This window comes from Bradyrhizobium sp. LLZ17, assembly GCF_041200145.1.
In the GTDB taxonomy this organism is placed as follows: domain Bacteria; phylum Pseudomonadota; class Alphaproteobacteria; order Rhizobiales; family Xanthobacteraceae; genus Bradyrhizobium.
Window position 1 is genome coordinate 5,564,620 of sequence record NZ_CP165734.1, and the last position, 20,621, is coordinate 5,585,240.

Below are 20,621 nucleotides of genomic sequence, written 5' to 3' on the forward strand. Positions count from 1 at the left end.
GCTCACGGCCGGCTCAGTGCACCATGCTCCGGCCCGCCTCCTCACACGCATTCAGGCAACGACGACAGGCCTCGGCGCAGACCCGGCAGTGTTCGTGCATCTTGGCGTGCTTCTCGCATTCTTCAGCACAGAGGCGACAGGCGCTGGCGCAGGTGTCGAGCATCCTGCGGATCATCTCTTCGTCAGAACCGGTGCGGCGGGTCGCAATCCGCCCGGTGATGTTGCAGATATCGGCGCAGTCGAGGTTGAGCCGGATGGACTGCGTCAGCGACTTGACATTATCCTCCGCGAGGCAGGCGTCCGCACATGACGTGCAGGTCTGGGCGCAGGAATAGCACTCCTCGATACAGCGGATGAGCGCATCATTGGTTTGACCGCGGACGTGCGGGTGCGTGCTGATCATGTCTTGAGCGTGCATGTGGATACTCCAGGTATGTGCCCCCACCCCCCAATGATCTCGTTCTGCAAAGTTTCCTATCGCGCGACAACTCGCGCATGGCTCGTTGCAACGACAGGAACTTCAGCGGGCCGCCCCGGTTGCCTCGGCAGTCAATCGAGCAGCTAACGCCAGATGTCCACCAAAGAGCACAGCCCCAGTATCCGGGATTTCGAGACGCCGGCCGACGGCTACACGATCCTGGTCACCTGGCCGCAATATTCGGCCGGGCAGCACAAGCAGGACGTCTGGTTTCCGTATCTCTCGGAACAGGCGGCCGCCGTGCAAGCCGTCCAGAATGCGTGTGGCGCGATGAACGACGCGAAGGTCGAGATATTGGGTCAGGCGAGCAGAGACGCGCTGCTGGAACACGGTCTTTCTAGAGGAGCGGTGAAGAGAGCACCGCCGCGCTGAAGAGTGAGGGAGACACTGCGCTCAATGCCCCGAGTTACCGAGACAGTGCACTCAATGCACCATCGGAGCTGACTGCACGGTCACTGTAGTCGCGCGTAAACCCGCTGTCGTGGGCTCCCCCTTACTCCGGAAAGCTCAGGATCATCTTGAGCAGTTTCGGAAACCGCGCATTGATGTCCTCTTCGCGCAGCACATTGCGGTGCTGGACGCCTTGCTTTGAGGTTCGGATCAGGCCGGCCTCCCGCAGGATGCGAAAATGGTGCGACAGGGTCGACTTCGCCATGTCAGGGCAAGGCGCCGCCTCGGTGCACGACATGCAATCCTTCTGCGCGGCCAGGCTCTTGACGATGCGCAGCCGCATCGGATCCGCGAGGGCTCCGAGCACGCCCGCCAGTGTAATCTCCTCCCGCGCCGGGTGAACGAACTGCGCCATGCCTAAAATGTAGCATCTCCCTTGATCTACTTCAATAGTTCATTAGTATTGAACTATTGGAGTAACCGGCCTCTGCCGAATAACGGAGATATGCGATGACCAAGAGACTTGAAGGAAAAGTTGCGCTCGTGACCGGTGCCTCCAAAGGCATCGGTGCCGAGATCGCCGCCCGGCTGGCGGCGGAGGGTGCGGCGGTCGCCGTGAACTACAGCGCCAGCAAGCAGGGCGCCGACCGCGTGGTCGCCGCCATCATCGGCAAGGGCGGCAAAGCCGTCGCCGTTCAGGGCAACCTGGCCGACGCCAAAGACGTGAAGAGCGTCGTGGCCGAAACCGTGAAGGCATTCGGCGCGATAGACATCCTCGTCAACAACGCGGGGGTCTACGAGTTCGCGCCGATCGAGGCCATCACGCCGGAGCATTTCCACAAGCAGTTCGACCTCAATGTGCTCGGCCTTCTCCTGGTCTCGGCGGAAGCGGCGCGGCACTTCAACGCCAATGGCGGAAGCATCATCAATATCAGCTCTGCCGCGTCGACCATCGCGCCGGCGAACACGGCCGTCTACTCCGCGACCAAAGCCTCGGTGGATGCGATCTCCGCCGCGCTGGCCAAGGAGCTGGCGCCGCGCAAGATCCGCGTCAATGCGGTCAATCCGGGCATGATCGCCACTGAGGGCGTGGTGTCAGCCGGCCTGCACGAGGGCGACATGCGCAACTGGATCGAATCCAACACCCCGCTTGGCCGTATCGGCAAGGTTGAGGAGATCGCCGCCGCGGTCGCGTTCTTCGCGTCGGACGACGCGTCCTACGTCACGGGTGAGACACTTCACGTAGCGGGCGGCCTGCGCTGACCAGGTGCGGGCTCACTGACCCTGGTCCCCCGTGGGGCGTGCGATTGTACCGTCGGGCCGATTTTTTCGCCCGACGGGTCATTTGAGTTTCGTAGACAAAGCAAGGACTTACAAGGCCGCCTCTCCTGTGCATGGGGTTGTTTTCGACCTTTTTTGATAAGGGCCGCTCCGAGCGCGCCTCCGCGCCGTGATGACGAAGGCCCTTGCACGCACGCCAAGGTGGGCTACCGTTGCCACTGGCCGTAGGGTCAGGTGATTTTTGATTTAAGTTTTTTAGCATCCGATTTTGCCGGCGCCGCGACGGCGCCCGCCCACCGAATGAGGCGGGGTCATGATCACACGGGACCAGTCAGCACTGTTGGCGCCGGTCGAGCGCGACCTGCGGCTCGATCTGTTCCGCGGCATCGGGCTGTGGATGATCTTTCTCGATCACATCCCGCACGACGTCGTAGCCTGGCTGACGCTGCGCAATTACGGCTTCAGCGACGCCGCCGAGTTTTTCGTCTTCATCTCCGGTTATCTCGTCGGCTGGATCTACGGGCCGATCATCGCCGGCGGTTGGTTTGTCGCCGCGCTCAAGCGGCTGTGGCGGCGCGCCGCCGAAATGTACGTCGCCCACATCATGCTGTTCCTGCTGTTCACGGCGCAGATCGCGCGCACCGCGCGGCGCTTCGACAATCCCATGTACGAGCACGAGTTCAACGTGTTCAATTTCCTGGCGCATCCGGACGAGTTGATCGGACAGGCGATCCTGCTGAAATACAAGCCGGTCAATCTTGACGTGCTGCCGCTCTACATCACGCTGGTATTCGCCGCGCCCTTCATCGTCTGGTGCCTGGTGCGCCGGCCGAGCCTGACGCTCGCGGCGTCCGTGGTGCTCTACGTGCTGTCGCGCTGGTTCGACTGGAACCTCGCGTCCTATCCGCCCGGCACGACCTGGTACTTCAACCCGTTCTGCTGGCAGCTGATGTTCGTGTTCGCTGCCTGGTGCGGCATCGGCCAGATCGACAGGATCGGCAAATGGGTCTGGTCGGCGCCGGCGATGCTGATCGCCGCGGCCTGGCTCGTCTTCGCGCTTCTGATCGTGATGACCTGGCACGTCCCTGCGCTCGAGGCGCTGATCCCGAAATGGATGATCAAGGCGATTTACCCGATCGACAAGACCGATCTCGACATGCTGCGCTTCACGCACTTCCTGGCGCTGGCACTATGGACCACCCATTTCATCTCGCGCAAATGGAAGGCGCTGCATACGGCATGGCTGCGTCCCGTGATCCTCTGCGGCCAGCATTCGCTGCCGATCTTCTGTCTCGGCGTGTTCCTGTCATTCTCCGCGCACTGGATCTTGACGCAGTATACCAAGGGCGCGTGGGAGCAGCTCGCCGTCTCGCTTGCCGGCATTCTCATCATGATTGGTGCCGCGTGGCTGCTTGATCGTGCCGAGCGGGTGCCGAACCTGTTTGTGAAGGTGACCGAGGTCGAGGAACCCGAGACCGCCGTCGAGATCGCCCCTGTCGCGACCGGTACGGCGGCGCCTGCGAGCCGCTGAACCCGTCGCCTACCCTTGGCCTGCCTCTTCGTGGAGAAGTCCATGTCCAGACGTTTGTTGACGATCGCCGGCATTCTCCTGCTCCTCGTCTGCGGAGCATCCGCCGAGACGCCGTCGGCGGAGGCGATGAATGCGGCGCGCAAGCTCGTGGTCACGCTGAGGATAGCGGATCAGTACCGCGCGTTGCTGCCGCAGCTTCTGCTCAAGCTGCGGCCCGTGGTGGCGCAGGACAGGCCGGAGATCGAGCGCGATTACGACACGATGACGGCGCCGGGCGCCGAGATCTACGCACCGTTCTTCGCTTCGATGATCGACCAGATCGCGGCCGTCTATGCCGCGAGCTTCACCCTGGATGAGCTGCGCCAGATCGAGGCGTTCTATGCCCAGCCGACCGGCCGGAAGCTGTTGGAGAAGTCGGATGCACTGGCTCAAGCCAGCGCCCAGATCGGCCAGGACGTCAGCCAGAAGGCCACCGACGAACTGAAGCAGCGCCTGGTCGAGGCGCTGCGCCAGAAGGGCCACAAGCTGTAGGCGCCGCCGCTAGTGAATCGCCGCGTACATGATCTTCTCCTCCGTCGCTTCGAGCGCTGAAAACTCTTCCACGACCTTGCCCTGGCGCGACACCAGGATGCGGTCGGACAGCGCCATGATCTCGGGCAGGTAGGATGAGATGACCACGACCGCCTTGCCGTCGTCGGCGAGCCGGTTGATCAGCTCGTGGATCTCGACGATGGCGCCGACGTCGACGCCGCGGGTCGGCTCGTCGAAGATGATCAGGTCGGGTTCCTGCACCAGCGATTTGGCGATCACGACCTTCTGCTGGTTGCCGCCTGATAGCTCGACCACCTTGCCATTGTCGCCGATGGCGCGAACGTTCAGCCGTTCGATCCAGGTCCTGCCGACCGTCTCGGCTTCCCGCCGCGACAACATCATGCGTCCCTTGGAAAACTTCGACAGCAGGCCAAGATAAATGTTGCGCGCGATCGAGGATGTTTCGAAAAAGCCCTCGACCTTGCGGTCCTCGGTGACATAGGCGATCCCGTCCTTGATCGCCGGCGCGGGCACCCGGTAGCGCACCGGCTTGTCGTGCAGCAGGATCTCTCCGCCATGGAAGAAGTCGCGCTTCAGGACGCCGGCGACGATCTTGAACGTCTCGGTACGGCCCGATCCGACGAGGCCGAACACCCCGGTGATCTGCCCTGCGAACACCGACAGCGAATTGTTCTTCACCATCGGCGCCATCTTCAGGTTCTGCACCGTCAGCACACGCGCGCCGGCCGGCCGCACGGTGCTTTTCCTGGATCCGTAGAGAGTGTTGGAGAGGTCGCGTCCGACCATCGCCTGGATGATCGCGGCGCGGTCGAACTTGGCGGCATCGTCGGTCACGACATGCTTGCCGTCGCGCAGGACCGTGATGCGGTCAGCCAGCAACAGGGCTTCTTCCAGCGCATGCGAGATGAAGACGATCGAGACACCGCGCTTCTTGAGGTCGCGGACCAGGTCGAAGAAGTATTTCTTCTCCTCCGGCGTCAGCGACGCCGTCGGTTCGTCGAAGATGATCACCTTGGCGCGGTGCAGGACCGCGCGCGCGATCTCCACCATCTGCTTCTTGGCAGCGCCGAGGCCGCTCACAGTCGCGGTCGGCGTGACGTCGAAATTGAGCGATTGCAGGAACTGCTGCGCGGCGATGTAGATGCCGCGCAGACGGTTGTAAAACTTCTCCTGTCCGAGAAACAGATTCTGCGCCACCGTCATGGTCGGCACCAGGCTGTTCTCCTGAAACACCATCGCGATGCCGAGATTGCGTGCTTCCAGCGGCGTCCTCAGCGCGACCTCCGCGCCGTCGATTGTCATGGCGCCTGACGTCAGCGTCACCACGCCCGCCATGACCTTGGTCAGGGTCGACTTGCCCGCGCCATTCTCGCCGACCAGCGCATGAATCTCGCCGCGGCGGAGCTCGAAATCGATCGCCTCGATGGCGGGCACGCCGGCGTACAGCTTGGTGGCCTTGCGCAGAGAGAGCACGACGTCGCTCATGAGCAAAACTCCTCGGCAAGGCCGGCCAGCGGCAGCCTGAGAACCCGGCCCGGCCCCTTTGCGATCAGGACGAGGTCGTCGCCCATCTCGATCGCCGCAACGATGCCGTGGTTGGCACCGTCGACGCGGCTGTGCAGCGAATAGAGCGGCTGGCCTTCCGCATCGAGGCGGATGACGAGGCCATAGGAGCGCGGCGGCGCCCATGGCTTGATCACGCCCATGGTCTTGATGTGCGCGCCCTGCATCGGCTCCTTGAACGAGATGCCGGAGCGCAGGCGCGGCGCAACCCAGTACGCCGGGTCAATCTCCGCCATCATCCGACGCCGATAAGCGGGCTCGCGCAACACGAACTCGACGAGCTGTGTACGTGCTGTGAAAGCAGTGAGCCAATAGCCGCCGCCCGAGGCCTTTGTCAGTCGCGACGGATAAACGGGAAGGTGAGCGAGCACGATCCGCGGCGACGCGCCCGGCGTCAAAAAAACGAGGCGGTGGCGCCAGCTCTCGCTGACCAGCACGCCGTTGTCATGTGCGCAGGCGCCGAAGGCGTAACCAAGTCCCTGGGCCAGTCGCGTTACGGTCTTGTTCCGGGGATCCAGCCGGAACACGCGGCCGGTCCGGTTCATCTCCATCAGGTCGCGCGCCCAATCGTCCACGCTGCATGTCGCTGAGCCGTCTGTCGCAATGAGGGTGTTGTCCTCCGCCAGCGCGAGCGCATTGATCGCGTTGAACGCCGCATCGGCAAACGACACACTCGGTTGCTCAGCCGATGGGCTTGCGTAAAGCCGCACCTCGCGTCCGCCGAGCGCGACGGCGAGGCCGCCGCCGGGCAGCGCGCATAGTGCCGTGATCGACCGCTCGAAGGCGCGCACCTCCGATGCGGATCCGGCGTTCAGGCACATCAGCCGCTGTCCGTTGGCGACGAAGAGGTTGTGGCCGTCGGTGGCGAGGTCTTCCGGCGCCTCGCAGGTCAGCAAGGTCTCGGCCGATTCCAGCTTCTGGTTAGGCTTCAGCGCGCCGTCGAAGGAGGGCACGGTGATGGTGGCATCGCCGCGCCCGAGAAAGCGGTTGGCGAACTCTTTGACAGCCGCGATCACGATAGCTTCCCCCACCGCTTGTCATACTGAACGAAGTTCGCATCGGCGTTTTCGAGCTTGTAGCGGCCGATCCGGTTGTTGGCGATGCCGCCGAGATAGAGATAGCCGCGGTGTTCGCGCATCGAGGTGATCATCGGATGGTTTTCGCCGCGCAGGTCCCAGAACGATTCGAGAATCTTGCCCTGCTCGTTGAATTTGACCACGCAGCCGGTATTAATGTTGGGGAATAGCCATTCGTCGACCGGCACGCGCTTGGCCATGCGGCGCCGGAAGCCGGGCATCTTCCAGGCGAGGTCGAGCGAGGGGCTGCGCATGCCGACCAGCGCCAGCCAGTAATTGCCGTCCGAGGCGAGATTGATGTTGTCAGGATAACCTGGGAGGTTGTCCATCACCATCTCGACCGTGCCCTTCTTCGGTCCCGCGAACCAATAGCGCTTGATCGAGCAACCGAACGTCTCGGCGAACAGGATCGACTGGCCGTCACTGGCGACGCAGATGCCGTTGGGGAATTTCAGGCCGCGCAACTCGGTTCGTGTCGCACCGGTCTTGGTATCGTAGGAAATGATGCGCCCGTTGCCGCGCGCTTCCAGTCCGTCGATCGGCCATTCGTCCATCTCGTAGCGGACGGTCGCTTCGGAGAAGAAGATGAGGCCGTCGTCGGTGATGTCGAGGTCGTCGGCGAGCCTCAGGCGGCTGTCGTCGTTGACCGAACGCATGCTGCGGTTGGTTTCGTCGGTCGCCTTTTCCACCGTGCCGTCCGGCTTGATGCGATAAAGTCCCATGCCGCCGATACAGATGTAGAGGTTGTCCTGGCGATCGAACGCCATGCCGAGCGGCTGGCCGCCGATATGGGCGAACACCTCCATGGTCTGATAGTCGGGCGCGAGAAAGCGGATGATGTCGCCGTGACGCGACCCCGCATAGAGATTGTCGTGGCGATCGAGGATGACATCCTCCGGTGCCTCGATGCGGCCAAGGCCGATCAGCTCGACATCGCGCAGCTTGTCGTTCTGCTCGAACGGGCCGCCATGGCCAATTTCGGTCGACGGTGGTGGCGGCAGGGCGTGATAGGTCGGCGCCACGTAGACCTTGCTGATGATGCGCGTGCGGTTCTTCTGCCAGCGGATATCCACCATCGCCGCGACGAGCAGGATGCCGGCCAGCGCCATCCGGTTGACGCCGCCGCGGGCGTTCATGGTCGTGAGGCCATTGGTGATCAGGAGCACGATCAGCACCCCGACGGCCGATTTGGCAACCGAGCCCTTGCCGCCGCCGAGCGTGATGCCGCCCAGGACGGTCGCGGTCAGCACGATCACCTCTAGCCCGACGCCGATGTCGCCACCGACGGTTCCGAGCCGAGATGCGAAGAACAGCGCACCGATGCTGGTCAGCACGCCGCTGGCGACGTAGCAGAGCGCGATGGTGCGACGCACGGGAATGCCGGAGTTGTACGCGGAACGGCGCGAGCCGCCGATCGCGGTGATGTGCCAGCCCGGGCGTAGCCGGGTCAGGAAGATATGGCCGAAGACGGCGATCACGACATAGGCGAGCGCTACGGTCGGAACGCCGAAGACGCTGCCGCCGCCGAGAAAATCCCAGGACGGGATGTCGGGGAAGGCCGACGCGATCGCATTGGAATAGCGCTGGATCAGGAGGTCGTAGGCGGAACGGTAGATGATCAGCGTGATCAGCGTGGTGATGAATGCGCGCAGCCGCAGGTATCCGACCAGGATGCCGTTGACGGCGCCGAGCAGTGCACCGCAGAGCAGCGTGGCGGCCACCACGGCCGGCACCGGCCAGCCCAGCACCTCGAGCAAATAGAGCGCGCAGAAATCAGTCAGCGCGAAGATCGAGCCAACAGACAGATCGATGCCGCCGACGATGACGACCAGCGCCAGGCCGAGCGCGATGAAGCCAATCTCTCCGGCCTGCCGCGCCGTGTCGGCGAGGCTCGCCGGCGACAGGAAGTTATCGATGGATCGGCTGAGCGCGAAGCCGATGATCAGGAGCAGGATCACCGGAATGGCCGTCTCGGTCCATCGCTTGGACAGGATTTCGCCGAGCAGATGATCGGGCCAGTAGCGGTAACGCAGGCTTGTCAGGGTGTCGCGCATCGGCATTCCAGGACCTTGCAAATTTCGGGAGCAAGCGTCCCGGACCTGTGATGGCCCGGGACGTCTGGGTCTGGCGTCGCGACAATTATTTCTTCAGGTCGCTGAGATTCCAGCAGGTCGTCTGGCTGTCGGCGTTCTCCTTGGTGATCGGAATCAGCGTGGTGTATTCCGAGCCCTTGATCGACCCGGGCTTGGCGCCCGACGACAGCAGCCATTTGATCGTGCCGGCCATCTGCGCTGCCTGGGTCGGCACGTCGTAGCTCATGTCGAGATCGAACGCGCCGGACTTCACCAGTTCGCAGGCGCCCTTGCGCTCTCCGCCACCCGAGGTGGTGACGAACACCTTGCCCGTGAGGCCGGCTTCCTTGACGGCCGCGGCGGTGCCGATGTCCATGCCGTCCCAGAAGCCGACGATGCCGCAGAGATCGGGATTTTGCTTCAGGACCGTTTGCGTGATGGCCTTGGCTTTGGCCGCATCCCAATCGGCGGCCTGGCTGGACACCACCTTGATCTCGGGATGCTTGGCGAGCACGTTCTCGACGCCCTTCAGCGTATAGGCGCTCGCGGCGGCCGACAGCGCCCCCTGGATGATCGCGATCTTGTTGGACTTGCCCTCGCAGGCCTTGACCACGCCTTCGGTCTGCCGTTCGCCGATTTCGACCCAGTTGGCGCCGACGAAAGCGGAGCTCCGATAGGCCGAGCCCATGTTGATCTGGATGACGTAGATGCCTTCGTTCTCGGCGCGTTGCAGCAATTTGGCGTAGGTCTGCACGTCCGGATTGTGAACCACCATCACCGCCGGCTTCTCCGAGATCAGCGAGGTGACGGCTTGCGCGCCGGCGTTGGTGTTCCAGTTGGCATCGCGGATCACGAACTTGACGCCGAACGGCTCGAGCTCCTTCTTCAGCCCGGCATACCAGCCCTCGGTGAGGTCGAAGTTCATGGCGACTGGGACGTAGGCCACGGTCTTGCCGGCCAGCGCTTCCTTGAACGGCTTCTGGAACGGCTCGTCCAGGCCTTGCTGGGCAAGAGCCGGTGCAGTCATTGCCGCGAGAGCCAATGTGGCAACGATCGCCTTTGTCGGGCTACCAAAATGTTTCATTGCTTCCTCCTTGGTTATGGTTGTCGTTCTTGTCGTTCAGATGTCGCCTTGTTGTGCCGTTTCTTCGTTGCGCGGATTCAGGAAGGAGTCCGTGATGACAGCCAGCAGCAGAACCACGCCCTTGATGAGATTTTGTCCGGCGTAGGAGATATCCATAATGGTCATGCCGTTGAGCATCGTGCCGATCAGCAGCGTGCCGATGACGACGTTGAGCACGCCGCCGCGACCGCCGGACAGGCCGATGCCGCCCAGCACCACGACCAGGATCACGTCGTAGATCAGCGTCGAGTTGAACACCCGGGTCGGCATCGAATTGACGGATGCGGCCATCACGAGGCCGGCGAAGCATCCGATCAGCGCTGCGACGACATATTGCAGGACGATGATCGGACGCGACGGGATGCCGGTGACGCGCGCGGCATAGGGGTTATCGCCGATCGCGTAGATATAGGCGCCCCACCGCGTCTGGCGCAGCAGGAAGGCGACGACGACGCAGGCGATCGCAAACATCACGATCGACGTTGGGATGCCGAGAATGGTGCCCTGTCCGAGGCGCTCGAAACCGTCCATGCCCGAGCTCCATTGCACGACGTCGAGCTGAAACAATGCGGCTTGCCCAAGTCCGGCCAGCAGCAGGCCGGTTGCGAGCGTCGCAAACAGCGAGGGCACCTCGGCATAGGCGATCAGCCAACCGTTGACGAGGCCGAACGCGATCGTGAGGATCACGGCGGTCAGAAGCGAGGCCGGCAGCGAGTGACCGTTCTGCACCATTTGCAAGACGAGCCCTGGGGGCACCGCGAGCGCCGCGATCAGCGAGATGTCGATGCCGCGTCCGATCACGACGATCGCCATGGCAAGGCCGAGGATGCCGAGCACCGCCACGTTCTGGAGCAGCGTTAGCATATTGTCCGCAGTCAGAAAGCCGTTCAGGAAAATCGAGAACACGAGGAAGAGCAGCGCGAAGACGGCGAAGACGATCTCTTGCTGATTGAATCGAATGCGCGTCATGACCGGGTCTTTCCTGCGGGCTATGGATGCGGCATGTGCAGCGCGCACGGCGTTCGGCGCGGCCGACCTCGCGGTCCCGCGGTCGCGGCTTGATGCTCATGCTTGAGTGCGGCGAAAGGCAGATTCCGCAGGCGGATCGAGGCGTGACGACGTGCCAGAATGCGCGGGCACAGCGCTTCTGTCGAGAACGTATTCGTCCACGTTCGTCGGCGCGCGAGATCCACGCTGCCTCCCAAAATTCCTCCCGGACCGTTTGGCGTTATTATCGATCCAGGCGTGGGCTTTGCGCCCTTGTCGTTATTCCTAGCGCAGAGCGTGGCAGTCGGGAAAGGGGGCAAGCCAGATTTTCTGAGGGCGCGCTCGCTCGTTTTTCCGCGCCATGCAATGTCGTGGAGCTTTCCCGCAACGGGAGACCGGTCCGTAGGGTCGCTCTCTCAAATGGTCAATTCTTGCGTCATGGCGTCGCCGTCCAGGCCCATTTGACGCCGCCGGTGGCGCCGACTAGCCTTTTGGGCAAACGCGAGGACGCGTCAAGATGCAAGAGCCGGTCGAGCATCGAGGGTGACACTCACGTGAATTAGGAGTCCGGGGGAATGGACATGTTGAGCGACATCGCAGCCACTATCTCGAAAGCGCGCGAGCATTCCATCGGCGATCTCCTGCGCCGCGCAGGCAGCCGCGAGCCAGGCAAGCTTGCCGTGAGCTGCGGCAGCGTGAGCTGGACCTTTGCCGAGATGGACGCGATCTGCAACCGACTCGGGCGCGGCCTGCTCGGTCTCGGTGTGACGAAGGGCGACCGCCTCGCCGTACTCTCGCGCAACTCGCATGCCTTTGCGGCACTGCGCTTTGCCGCAGCGCGGATCGGCGCGGTGCTGGTGCCGATCAACTTCATGCTCAATCCGGACGAGATCAATTTCATCCTGAAGAGCTCGGGCGCAAAGCTGCTCGCGGTCGGCCCTGATTTCGTCGAAGCGGCGCGCGCCGCAAGCGCCAAGAATAGCGGCAAGGATTGCGCCGTTGAAAAGCTGATCTGGCTGCCGGGCGAGGATCCGGCCTCGGCGCCCGCAGGCCTCACCACGTTCGACGATCTCCTCAGCCCCGACGGCTCGTTTCTGGAGGCGTCCGTCGACAGCCGAGATCTCGCACAGATCGTCTACACCAGCGGTACGGAATCGCTGCCCAAGGGTGCGATGCTGACCCATGAAGCCGTGATGTGGCAATATGTCAGCTGCATCATCGACGGCGGCATGAGCGTGGACGACAAAGTCCTGCACGCGCTGCCGCTCTATCATTGTGCCCAGCTCGACGTCTTCCTGGGGCCGCAGATCTACCTCGGCGCCTCCGGCGTGATCACGGGCAAGCCGAGCGCCGACAACATCCTGGCGCTGATCCAGGCGCACAAGATCACCTCCTTCTTCGCGCCGCCGACGATCTGGATCGCGATGCTGCGCTCGCCGAACTTCGACAAGACCGACCTCTCGACGCTGCAGAAGGGTTATTACGGCGCATCGATCATGCCGGTGGAAGTGCTGCGGGAGCTGCAGCGCCGCCTGCCGAAGGTCAAGTTCTGGAATTTCTACGGCCAGACCGAGATCGCGCCGCTGGCCACCGTGCTGCGCCCGGAAGACCAGCTCCGCAAGGCCGGCTCGGCCGGCAAGCCGGTGCTCAATGTTGAAACGCGCGTGGTCAACACGGCGATGCAGGACGTCAAGGTCGGCGAAGTCGGTGAGATCGTACACCGCTCGCCGCATCTGTTGTCCGGCTATTATAACGATCCCGTGAAGACCGCGGCGGCGTTCGCCGGCGGCTGGTTTCACTCCGGCGATCTCGCTACGGTCGACGAAGAGGGCCACATCACCGTGGTCGACCGCGTCAAGGACATGATCAAGACCGGCGGCGAGAACGTCGCGAGCCGCGAGGTCGAGGAGATGGTCTATCGCATCCCTGCGGTCTCGGAAGTTGCCGTCGTGGGCCTGCCTGATCCGCGCTGGATCGAGGCCGTCACCGCCATCGTCGTGGTCAAGACCGGCGAGACGCTGGATGAGGCGGCCGTCATCAAGCATTGCGGCGGCCAGATGGCACATTTCAAGGTGCCCAAGCGCGTCATCTTCGTCGACAGCCTGCCGAAGAACCCGAGCGGCAAGCTGCTGAAGCGCGAGCTGCGCCAGCGCTTCCTCGGCGCCGAGACGCTCGACAAGGCGGTCCAGAAGAACTCTGGGAGGTGATGTGCGAGACAGCGCTCTACAACTTGCTTGCGGCAGCATGAAGTGACGCGGCATCCACATCGTCATTGCGAGCGTAGCGAAGCAATCCAGAGTGCCTCCGTGGTGAACGTCTGGATTGCTTCGCTGCGCTCGCAACGACGGAGAGGCCGGAGGCTCTGCTCGTCTCTAATACTTCTTCACCGCCGCTCCGAACGCCAGCCACAGCGCTATTGACGCCACCCCGAAGCCTCCGAGCAGGAGGAAGGTCGGGCTGTAGCCGATCCATTGCGCGATCCAGCCGCCGAGTGCGGGGCTGAGGCTTGCACCGACGCCTTGTACGGTAATGACCGCGCCCTGGCCGAGATTGATGCGGCCGGTACCGTTGAGCGAGCGTGCGACCATGCCGGGAACGGCGACCGTTTGAAGTCCGGTGCCGATGCCGTCGAGCACCTGCATCGGCACGACGCCCCACCATCCCGTAACGAAGAACGCGAGCACGCCGCGGATGGGCAGCATCATGAAGGAAACCAGGATCACCGGCCAATAGTTGCGCTTGCCCGCGACCTGCATGCCGATGATCGATGTCGCGATCATCACGCCCTGTGCGATTACGACCGTTGTCGCCACGAAGCTCGGACCGTTGGCTTGCGCCTGGGCCACCGCCGCGAGACCGTAGAGCGGCACGATCGCGGCATTGCCGAGATGGAAGATCGCAAGCGCGAGCGCCAGCACCAGCAAGGGCTTGTGCTTGAACAGGATGGACAGGCCGGTGGGCGGACTGTCGGGGTCATCTTCCTTGCCACCGCGCGCGGCGCGATCGTCGATCGACTTCGCCGGGATCATCAGCACGCAGGCGACCGCGATGGCGCCGAATACCGCGGCCAGAACGAACACGATGACATAGCCGAATTTATAGCCGAGATAGCCCGATAGCGCCGCGCCGACCATATTGCCGGCGTGGTTGAAGGCCTGGTTGCGGCCGTTCAGCGCATTGAAGCCCTTCTGCTTGGCGATGCCGAGGGTGATGCCGGTCACCGCCGGTACGATCGCGGCGCTCGCCAGCGATTGCGCGACTTGCGAGAACGTCACCGCCCAGAAATTCTGCGAGATCAGGATGATTGCGGACGCAAGCACCACGCAAATGCCGGGGATGACGACCCAGAGCCGCTTGTTGCGGCTGGAATCGATGAAGCCGCCGATGGGCGTCGTGACCAGCATGCCCGCGACATTGCCGATCGTCATGGCGGTGCCGATCAATCCGCTCGCCCAGCCGCGCTCCTGGAGGAACACGCCGACAAAGGGCCCGATGCCCGACTGCATATCGGCCATGAAGAAGTTGACTGCAAAAAGGGGCCAAAGGCGAGACGGGGAAGGGCGCGATGTCATCAAGATGCTGAAAGTGATGCTGCCATCCGAATGGTCGCTCTTGCGTCGGAAATTGGCGGCCAATTGTGCCGGCACGGACGGGAATCTAACTTAGGCTAACAGCATTGGTTCCGCCCCCCACTTGCGATCGTGCGAGTGCGATGTCACTTCATTCTGTCACGGTCTCATTCTGGATCACGGCCATGCCCCTCTGGACCTGCGAAACCTGCGGCGCGCAATTCCCGGATAGAGGAAAACCGCCTGCCCTGTGTCCGATCTGTGAAGACGAACGGCAATTTGTCGGCTGGAAGGGACAAACCTTCCTCACGCGCGATGCCTTGGCCGAGCGTCACCACCTGGTCTGCCGCGAAGATCTGGGCCTCACGGGAATTGCACTCGAACCCAGTTTTGCCATCGGTCAGCGCGCGCTGCTGGTGCCGCTGGGCGACGGTTACATGATGTGGGATTGCATACCGCTGGCAACGCCGGAGGCGATCGCTCAGGTCCGCTCGCTCGGCGGTCTGAAGGCGATCGCGATCTCGCATCCGCACTATTATGGCGCACTCGCCGACTGGAGCGATGCGTTCGGCGGCGTTCCGGTCTATTTGCACGCGGATGACCGTGAATGGGTGACGCGGCAGCATGCCTCGATCGTCCACTGGACCGGAGATACCCACCGCATCTCCGACGAGGTGTTGTTGCTGCGGACCGGCGGTCATTTCGCCGGCGGCACCATGCTGCATGATGCACTGGGAGCGGACGGCAAGGGTGCCCTTCTCACCGGCGACATCGCGCAGGTGACGATGGACCGCCGCTTCGTCAGCTTCATGTACTCCTACCCGAACTACATCCCGCTCAATGCCGCCGCGGTGCGGCGGATCGCGGCCATGGTCGAGCCGCTTGCCTTCGACCGCATCTACGGCGCCTGGTGGGGCCGCAATATCGCCTCAGGTGCCAAGGCCGCGTTCGCAGCATCCGTCGAGCGATATAACGCGGCTATCGCCTGAACCGCGCGAGGGGCCAGAGTCTGCGTTGCTATCATGAAATAATTGTACTATAAGTACAGTTATTGGATGTGGCACAACGGTGCGTTTGCTGGTCCGGCATGATCGATGCATCGTTGTTTCGGCGGACGCTTTCCTGTGCCGCGTGAGCGGGAGTTGGATGCATGACGGCCCAGCGCGATTATGAGACATTCGAAGCGGGCGACGTCACGCTTCAATCCGGAACCATCTTCCCCGCGCTGAAGCTGGCCTACAAAACCTTCGGTACGCTGAACCCGGCCAAGAGTAACGTCATCCTCTATCCGACCTCGTTCAGCGCGCAGCACGCGGACACCGAGTGGCTGATCCGGCCGGGCGGCGTGCTCGATCCCGAACGCTACTTCATCATTATCCCGAACCTGTTCGGCAACGGCCTGTCGTCCTCGCCGTCGAATTCCGGCGCGCCGTTCCCGCAGTTCACCTATCACGATGCCATCGCGGTTCAGCACAGGCTGCTCACCGAGCGCTTCGGCATTACGAAACTCGCGCTGGTCTATGGCTGGTCGATGGGCGGCATGCAGGCCTATCACTGGGCGGCCCTTTATCCCGACATGGTCGGGCGCGCCGCGGTCGTGTGCGGCAGCGCGCGTTGCGCGCCGTATAATCACGTCTTCCTCGAAGGCGTGAAGGCCGCGCTGACGGCAGATCCAGCGTTCCGTGACGGCCGCTTCGTCGAAAAGCCCGTCGCGGGTTTTCGCGCGATGGGGCGGGTCTATGCCGGCTGGGCGATGTCGCATACTTTTTACCGCGACGAGGTCTGGCGCGAGGCGGGCTTTACGTCGCTGGAGGACTATCTCGTCCGCGCCTGGGACTCGACTTTTGCCCGCCGCGACGCCGACGATCTGCTGGCGCAGATCGGCATCTGGCGGAACGGCGACATCAGCCGCTGTCGCATCTTCGATGGCAATCTCGATCGCGCGCTGGCCGCCATCAAGGCGCATGTGCTGCTGATGCCGGGTGCGACCGACCGTTATTTCGACGTCCGCGACAACGAGGCCGAGCTCGGAAAGCTGGTCAACGCGAAATCTGCGGTGCTGCACCCGATCCCGTCGTTGCATGGCCATCGTGCCGGCAACCCCGTCAACAATCCGCGCGACCAGGCCTTTATCAAGGCCGAGATCGCAGAGCTTCTCAGCAGGTAGGACAGGCAATCAATCATGAGCGACGCTAGCCTTTCAGAGACGGCCCATCGCCTGAAGCCGCTGACGCCGGCGATGCTGCGCGAATTGTCGGCTCGCTCCAACCTCAGGGGAGCCGCGCAAAGCCTCATCCATTACGGCTTGATCGTGCTGGTCGGCGCATTGATCTGGAAGGTCGTTTCCAGTTACGGCGTGCTCTGGGCGCTGCCGCTGGTCTCAGTGCAGGGCTATCTCGTCGCTTTCCTGTTCATGGCGGTGCACGAGACCGCGCACAAGACCGCCTTCAAAAGCCGCGGGCTCAATCTCGCGGTCGGCTACCTCTCGGGTTTCATCATCGGCTTGCCCTACGAATATTACTGCCTGTTTCACTGGGACCATCATCGCTATACCCAGGACCTGGACAAGGATCCGGAGCTTATCGTCGGCGTGAAGCCAAAGTCCGATGCGCAGCTCGCGATCGCCTTTAGCGGCCTGCTCCAGGTTGTCGGCCGGCTCTGGCTGATGCTCGGCCATGCCGTCAGCGGCAAGGTTGTCGTGCCCTGGATCCCCGAGACCAGGCGAGCCACCATCGTCACCGAGGCGCGCGCCTATCTCGGATTTTATGTGCTGCTGCTCGCGCTCTCGCTGTGGTTCGCCTCGGCCCTGCTGCTCTGGGTCTGGATCGGACCGCTGATCATAGGACAATTCTTCCTGCGGCCCTACCTCTACGCCGAGCACACCGGCTGCGAGCGCACCCGCAGTGCCTTCGAAAACACCCGCACGACCTACACCGGCGCGATCGTCAAATGGTTGGCGTGGAACATGCCCTATCACGTCGAGCACCACGCCTATCCCTCGATCCCGTTTCACGCGCTGCCAAAATTGAATGAGATCGTCGACGGCGAGATCGTCTATCGCGGCCGCGGCTACATCGCCACGACGCGCGAAACCTGGGCCTGGTTTCGCAGGCAGCGGCAGGCTGGTTAACTCAACGCAAAACCCCGATCGCGAGGCGATCGGGGTTTTGTCGTGGTGTCCTGATCTCAGTAGATCCCGTAGCCGCAGACATTCACGACGCGCACGCGTGCGCCGTGGCGAGTCTGGATGACGCGCTCCTGATAGCAGTTGCCGACGCCGGTGTTGACGTAAAGGCCGCCAAAGCCCCAGCCGGGACCCCAGTGATGGAAGCCATGGGCCGAGGCAGCGGTGGGGGCGAGAGCGGCGACGCCGAGCGAGCCGGCAGCGATCAGACCAAGTGCAAATTTGCGAAACATATTCATTCTCCAGTGTGGCGCGGGGCCGTTGTTGTGTCCCTGCATGTCGGTCGAGCCGAGGCGTGAACGCGTTCATGCCGCGAGCGGAGAATTGCGTTTCAGGATTGTTTCGTCGAACGCGGCAAAGCGCGTCGCCTTCAGACTTTTCGCGACGCTCCGCTCGATGGTGGGCAAGTGCAAGCGAAGTCCCGGGCCTCGCGCCTTGTCCGGGAGGGCCGGGAATATGCGGCGCGCGTGAACCACTGCTTTCAAAACCTCGGCGCTCGCTTCTCCGCAAACGCCTTGATGCCTTCCTTGATCTCGTCGCCGCGCATGCTGTCGCGGTGGCGTTGGTCGGCGGCTTGCTCATCGAGCTCGCCGCGGGCGAATTCGTTGATCGCGCGCTTCATGCCGCGCATCGCATGTGGCGCGTTGCCCGCGAGGATGTTGGCGAGCTTGTCGACCTCCTCGTCCAAAAATTCCACCGCGACCATGGCAGTGAGATAGCCGATGCGTAGCATTTCCGGTGCGCTGATCTTCTGCGCGGTGAGGAACAGCTTCTTCGCGTTGTCGACGCCGAGCCGTGTGACGTAGCGTTTGATGCCGCTCCTATAGTAGTGCAGCCCGAGCCGCGCCGCCGGCATGAACATCTCGGCGCTGTCGATACCGATGCGGAAATCGCAGGCGAGCGCGAGGTCGGTCGAGCCGCCATAGACGCCGCCATTGAGCCGGCAGATCGTCGGCACGCCGAGATCCTCGAGCCGGTTGACGATCACCTCGAACGCCGAGCCCGCGCTCTGCTCTTCCTTGGCGCTGACCGCACGTTCGGCGACTGAGTTGAGGTCGTAGCCCGCGGAGAAGGCGCGTCCGGTGCCGGTCAGCACCAGCACGCGGATCGCCGGATCGGCCTCGATGCGGTCGAACAGATTGACAAGCTCGCCGAGATCTTCCGCCTGCAGCCGGTTGAGATGCCTTGGCCGATTGAGGCGGATGGTGGCACGCGGTCCGTCGATTTCGAGCACGGGCGGGCTTGCCGCGTCGGCCATGTCCGACATTTTCGTCTCCATCTAGCTGTTTTCGAGCGCGCGGCGCTTGGCTTCGGCGTCGATGGTCTCGGCGAGATCCGGGTGCCGCGCCATCAGCACGCGGAAGTCGACGAGGTCGAGCACGAGGAGCCGCGACACTTTCGTGGTCGAAACGTTGGCGCCGCGCATATTGTTGCCGAGCAGCGCCATCTCGCCGAAGAAGGCACCATCGCCGAGCTGCACCTTCTTGCCGGGCAGGTCGACCTCAACCTCGCCGTTGGCGATGAAATACATGCAGTCGCCCTGCGCGCCCTTCCGGATGATCATGGTGCGCGCCGGCAGCTCCATGGTGCGCAGCATGTGGGTGACGTCGGCGATGGCCGCGGGGCCAAGGGCTGCGAAGAACGGCACCTTGCTGACGGATTCCCAAGTCTTGAGGAAATTGTCGCGGCGGGTCTCGGCCGCAAATCCGGTCGCCAGAATACCGGTCCACAAGCCGAACACGCCGAGGCCGGAGATCATCACCAGGGCCGCCACCATGCGCCCTAGCGGCGTGACCGGCACGACGTCGCCATAGCCTGTCGTCGTCAGTGTCACGACGGCCCACCACAGTGCGGCGGGGATGCTGCCAAACGTCTGCGGCTGCACATCCCGCTCCAGAAAATATTCGGCGACGGAGGCGAGGAACACCACCATCAGGAAGATCACGAGCACGCTGAGCAGTGGCCCCGATTCCAGCACGAGCACCCGGCGCAACTGCCGCAGTCCGGGAATGCCCGGCACCACCTTCAGGACCCAGAGCACGCTGAGCAGCCAGGCCGTCTTGGGTTCGGCGCCAACAATCAGCGCGACCGGAACGGCTAGGGCCCCGACCGTATCGACCAGTCCGGCGGAGGAGGACATATAGAGCGACAGCCGCCCCGTTCGCGTCATGTGGCGCAGCCGGACCACCCATTCGAACACGAAATAGGCGAGACAGGCCCAGAGCAGGAGATCGACCCAGCGGTGCGCCGTCTCATAGGCCGGGTTGACCGTCAGCAGCACCATGCTGAGCACGCCGATCGTCACCGCCACATAGGCCGCCTTGGTCATGTTGCGGCCGGCCGTGGCGGCCACGAACTGGGCCAGAGCGGGAATCATCGGCTTGGGCATTCGGGATGGCAGCTCGGTCTTGGCTCTTGCGGTCCCGGCTGGGACTTCGGCGCCAAAGTGCCCGCCCGCACCGAGCCCGTCAACGACGAGGCGGCCGCCGGGGGCTGGGCTGACGCGCTAGCGGGCCGAATCGCTATTTGAAATGCGGGGGCTCGTCATAGCCGCGACGGCTGCTGAAAAAGAGCAACAGCATCAAGCCGATACCGACGATTAAGGAGAATCCCGCACCCAGAGCCAATGCGACGTAACCTTCCGTCGGGATCGGGTCGCCCGCGACCGACATTGCCGAATAGGCGAAGTAACCAGCCGCGACCAGCATTCCAAGCAAGATGATGAGAAGGAGCAGACGCATGGCCCGTTCTCCGGTTGTATCGTGAACCAACGGTTGCATGCCCGGACGGTTCCCCGGCCCGGCGGCGGCATTCA

Annotated in this window: 20 protein-coding genes; 8 read left to right on the forward strand and 12 right to left on the reverse strand. The window is 63.3% G+C overall.

What is annotated here, in order from left to right; translation table 11 throughout:
• Nucleotides 1–13 precede the first annotated feature (13 nt).
• Nucleotides 14–418 carry a four-helix bundle copper-binding protein gene (locus tag AB8Z38_RS26670; protein ID WP_369720705.1) on the reverse strand — a complete coding sequence of 135 codons (405 nt, stop codon included), beginning with the start codon at nt 416–418 and terminating at the stop codon, nt 14–16.
• Between the two features lie 153 nt (nt 419–571).
• Between AB8Z38_RS26670 and AB8Z38_RS26675 the strand changes: the two genes are divergently transcribed.
• Entirely contained in the window at nt 572–850 is a 279-nt protein-coding gene (locus AB8Z38_RS26675) for a hypothetical protein (RefSeq protein ID WP_369720706.1), read from the forward strand.
• Nucleotides 851–971: 121 nt separating this feature from the next.
• On the opposite strand, the gene AB8Z38_RS26680 is transcribed toward AB8Z38_RS26675, so the two are convergent.
• Nucleotides 972–1,283, reverse strand: coding sequence for an ArsR/SmtB family transcription factor (locus AB8Z38_RS26680; protein WP_369720707.1), 312 nt, complete (start codon nt 1,281–1,283; stop codon nt 972–974).
• 95 nt (nt 1,284–1,378) lie between these two features.
• Here AB8Z38_RS26680 and AB8Z38_RS26685 point away from each other — a divergent pair, with 95 nt between their 5' ends.
• From AB8Z38_RS26685 to AB8Z38_RS26695, 3 genes are all read left to right on the forward strand, one after another.
• On the forward strand, nt 1,379–2,131 hold the full coding sequence (locus AB8Z38_RS26685; protein ID WP_369720708.1) for an SDR family NAD(P)-dependent oxidoreductase: 753 nt from the start codon (nt 1,379–1,381) through the stop codon (nt 2,129–2,131).
• Nucleotides 2,132–2,462: 331 nt separating this feature from the next.
• On the forward strand, nt 2,463–3,680 hold the full coding sequence (locus tag AB8Z38_RS26690; protein ID WP_369720709.1) for an OpgC domain-containing protein: 1,218 nt from the start codon (nt 2,463–2,465) through the stop codon (nt 3,678–3,680).
• Between the two features lie 42 nt (nt 3,681–3,722).
• The gene (locus tag AB8Z38_RS26695; protein WP_369720710.1) at nt 3,723–4,211 is read left to right on the forward strand and encodes a DUF2059 domain-containing protein; all 489 of its coding nucleotides are present in this window, start codon (nt 3,723–3,725) and stop codon (nt 4,209–4,211) included.
• A gap of 9 nt (nt 4,212–4,220) precedes the next feature.
• Here the strand turns inward: AB8Z38_RS26695 and AB8Z38_RS26700 are convergent, their stop codons facing one another.
• The 5 genes from AB8Z38_RS26700 to AB8Z38_RS26720 all read right to left on the reverse strand — a co-directional run bounded on the left by AB8Z38_RS26700 (nt 4,221) and on the right by AB8Z38_RS26720 (nt 11,035).
• Nucleotides 4,221–5,717: a sugar ABC transporter ATP-binding protein gene (locus AB8Z38_RS26700; RefSeq protein ID WP_369720711.1), complete on the reverse strand. Its 1,497-nt coding sequence runs from the start codon at nt 5,715–5,717 to the stop codon at nt 4,221–4,223.
• Nucleotides 5,714–6,811, reverse strand: a complete 1,098-nt coding sequence (locus tag AB8Z38_RS26705) for a hypothetical protein (RefSeq protein WP_369720712.1) — start codon at nt 6,809–6,811, stop codon at nt 5,714–5,716. Before AB8Z38_RS26705 ends, AB8Z38_RS26700 begins: the two co-directional genes overlap by 4 nt.
• Nucleotides 6,808–8,931 (reverse strand): ABC transporter permease, encoded by a 2,124-nt coding sequence (locus AB8Z38_RS26710; protein WP_369720713.1) that lies wholly within the window; start codon nt 8,929–8,931, stop codon nt 6,808–6,810. The genes AB8Z38_RS26705 and AB8Z38_RS26710 overlap by 4 nt, the downstream gene beginning before the upstream one ends.
• Before the next feature lie 79 nt (nt 8,932–9,010).
• Nucleotides 9,011–10,027, reverse strand: coding sequence for a sugar ABC transporter substrate-binding protein (locus AB8Z38_RS26715; protein ID WP_369720714.1), 1,017 nt, complete (start codon nt 10,025–10,027; stop codon nt 9,011–9,013).
• Between the two features lie 36 nt (nt 10,028–10,063).
• Complete coding sequence (locus AB8Z38_RS26720; protein ID WP_369720715.1) at nt 10,064–11,035, reverse strand: ABC transporter permease; 972 nt, start codon at nt 11,033–11,035, stop codon at nt 10,064–10,066.
• A gap of 599 nt (nt 11,036–11,634) precedes the next feature.
• Here AB8Z38_RS26720 and AB8Z38_RS26725 point away from each other — a divergent pair.
• Entirely contained in the window at nt 11,635–13,260 is a 1,626-nt protein-coding gene (locus AB8Z38_RS26725; RefSeq protein WP_369726615.1) for an acyl-CoA synthetase, read from the forward strand.
• Nucleotides 13,261–13,425: 165 nt separating this feature from the next.
• On the opposite strand, the gene AB8Z38_RS26730 is transcribed toward AB8Z38_RS26725, so the two are convergent.
• Nucleotides 13,426–14,625 carry an MFS transporter gene (locus tag AB8Z38_RS26730; RefSeq protein ID WP_369726616.1) on the reverse strand — a complete coding sequence of 400 codons (1,200 nt, stop codon included), beginning with the start codon at nt 14,623–14,625 and terminating at the stop codon, nt 13,426–13,428.
• Nucleotides 14,626–14,807: 182 nt separating this feature from the next.
• Between AB8Z38_RS26730 and AB8Z38_RS26735 the strand changes: the two genes are divergently transcribed.
• From AB8Z38_RS26735 to AB8Z38_RS26745, 3 genes are all read left to right on the forward strand, one after another.
• Nucleotides 14,808–15,611, forward strand: a complete 804-nt coding sequence (locus tag AB8Z38_RS26735; RefSeq protein ID WP_369720716.1) for an MBL fold metallo-hydrolase — start codon at nt 14,808–14,810, stop codon at nt 15,609–15,611.
• Nucleotides 15,612–15,772: 161 nt separating this feature from the next.
• Nucleotides 15,773–16,789, forward strand: coding sequence for an alpha/beta fold hydrolase (locus tag AB8Z38_RS26740; protein WP_369720717.1), 1,017 nt, complete (start codon nt 15,773–15,775; stop codon nt 16,787–16,789).
• Nucleotides 16,790–16,804: 15 nt separating this feature from the next.
• Entirely contained in the window at nt 16,805–17,752 is a 948-nt protein-coding gene (locus tag AB8Z38_RS26745; RefSeq protein ID WP_369720718.1) for a fatty acid desaturase, read from the forward strand.
• A 56-nt stretch (nt 17,753–17,808) separates the two neighbouring features.
• Here AB8Z38_RS26745 and AB8Z38_RS26750 read toward each other — a convergent pair whose 3' ends face one another.
• The 4 genes from AB8Z38_RS26750 to AB8Z38_RS26765 form a co-directional block, all read right to left on the reverse strand.
• Complete coding sequence (locus AB8Z38_RS26750) at nt 17,809–18,039, reverse strand: hypothetical protein (RefSeq protein WP_369720719.1); 231 nt, start codon at nt 18,037–18,039, stop codon at nt 17,809–17,811.
• A gap of 248 nt (nt 18,040–18,287) precedes the next feature.
• Entirely contained in the window at nt 18,288–19,073 is a 786-nt protein-coding gene (locus tag AB8Z38_RS26755; RefSeq protein ID WP_369720720.1) for an enoyl-CoA hydratase/isomerase family protein, read from the reverse strand.
• 12 nt (nt 19,074–19,085) lie between these two features.
• Nucleotides 19,086–20,195, reverse strand: coding sequence for a cyclic nucleotide-gated ion channel (locus tag AB8Z38_RS26760; RefSeq protein WP_369720721.1), 1,110 nt, complete (start codon nt 20,193–20,195; stop codon nt 19,086–19,088).
• A gap of 133 nt (nt 20,196–20,328) precedes the next feature.
• Nucleotides 20,329–20,547: a hypothetical protein gene (locus tag AB8Z38_RS26765; protein ID WP_369726617.1), complete on the reverse strand. Its 219-nt coding sequence runs from the start codon at nt 20,545–20,547 to the stop codon at nt 20,329–20,331.
• Between the last annotated feature and the right edge of the window lie 74 nt (nt 20,548–20,621).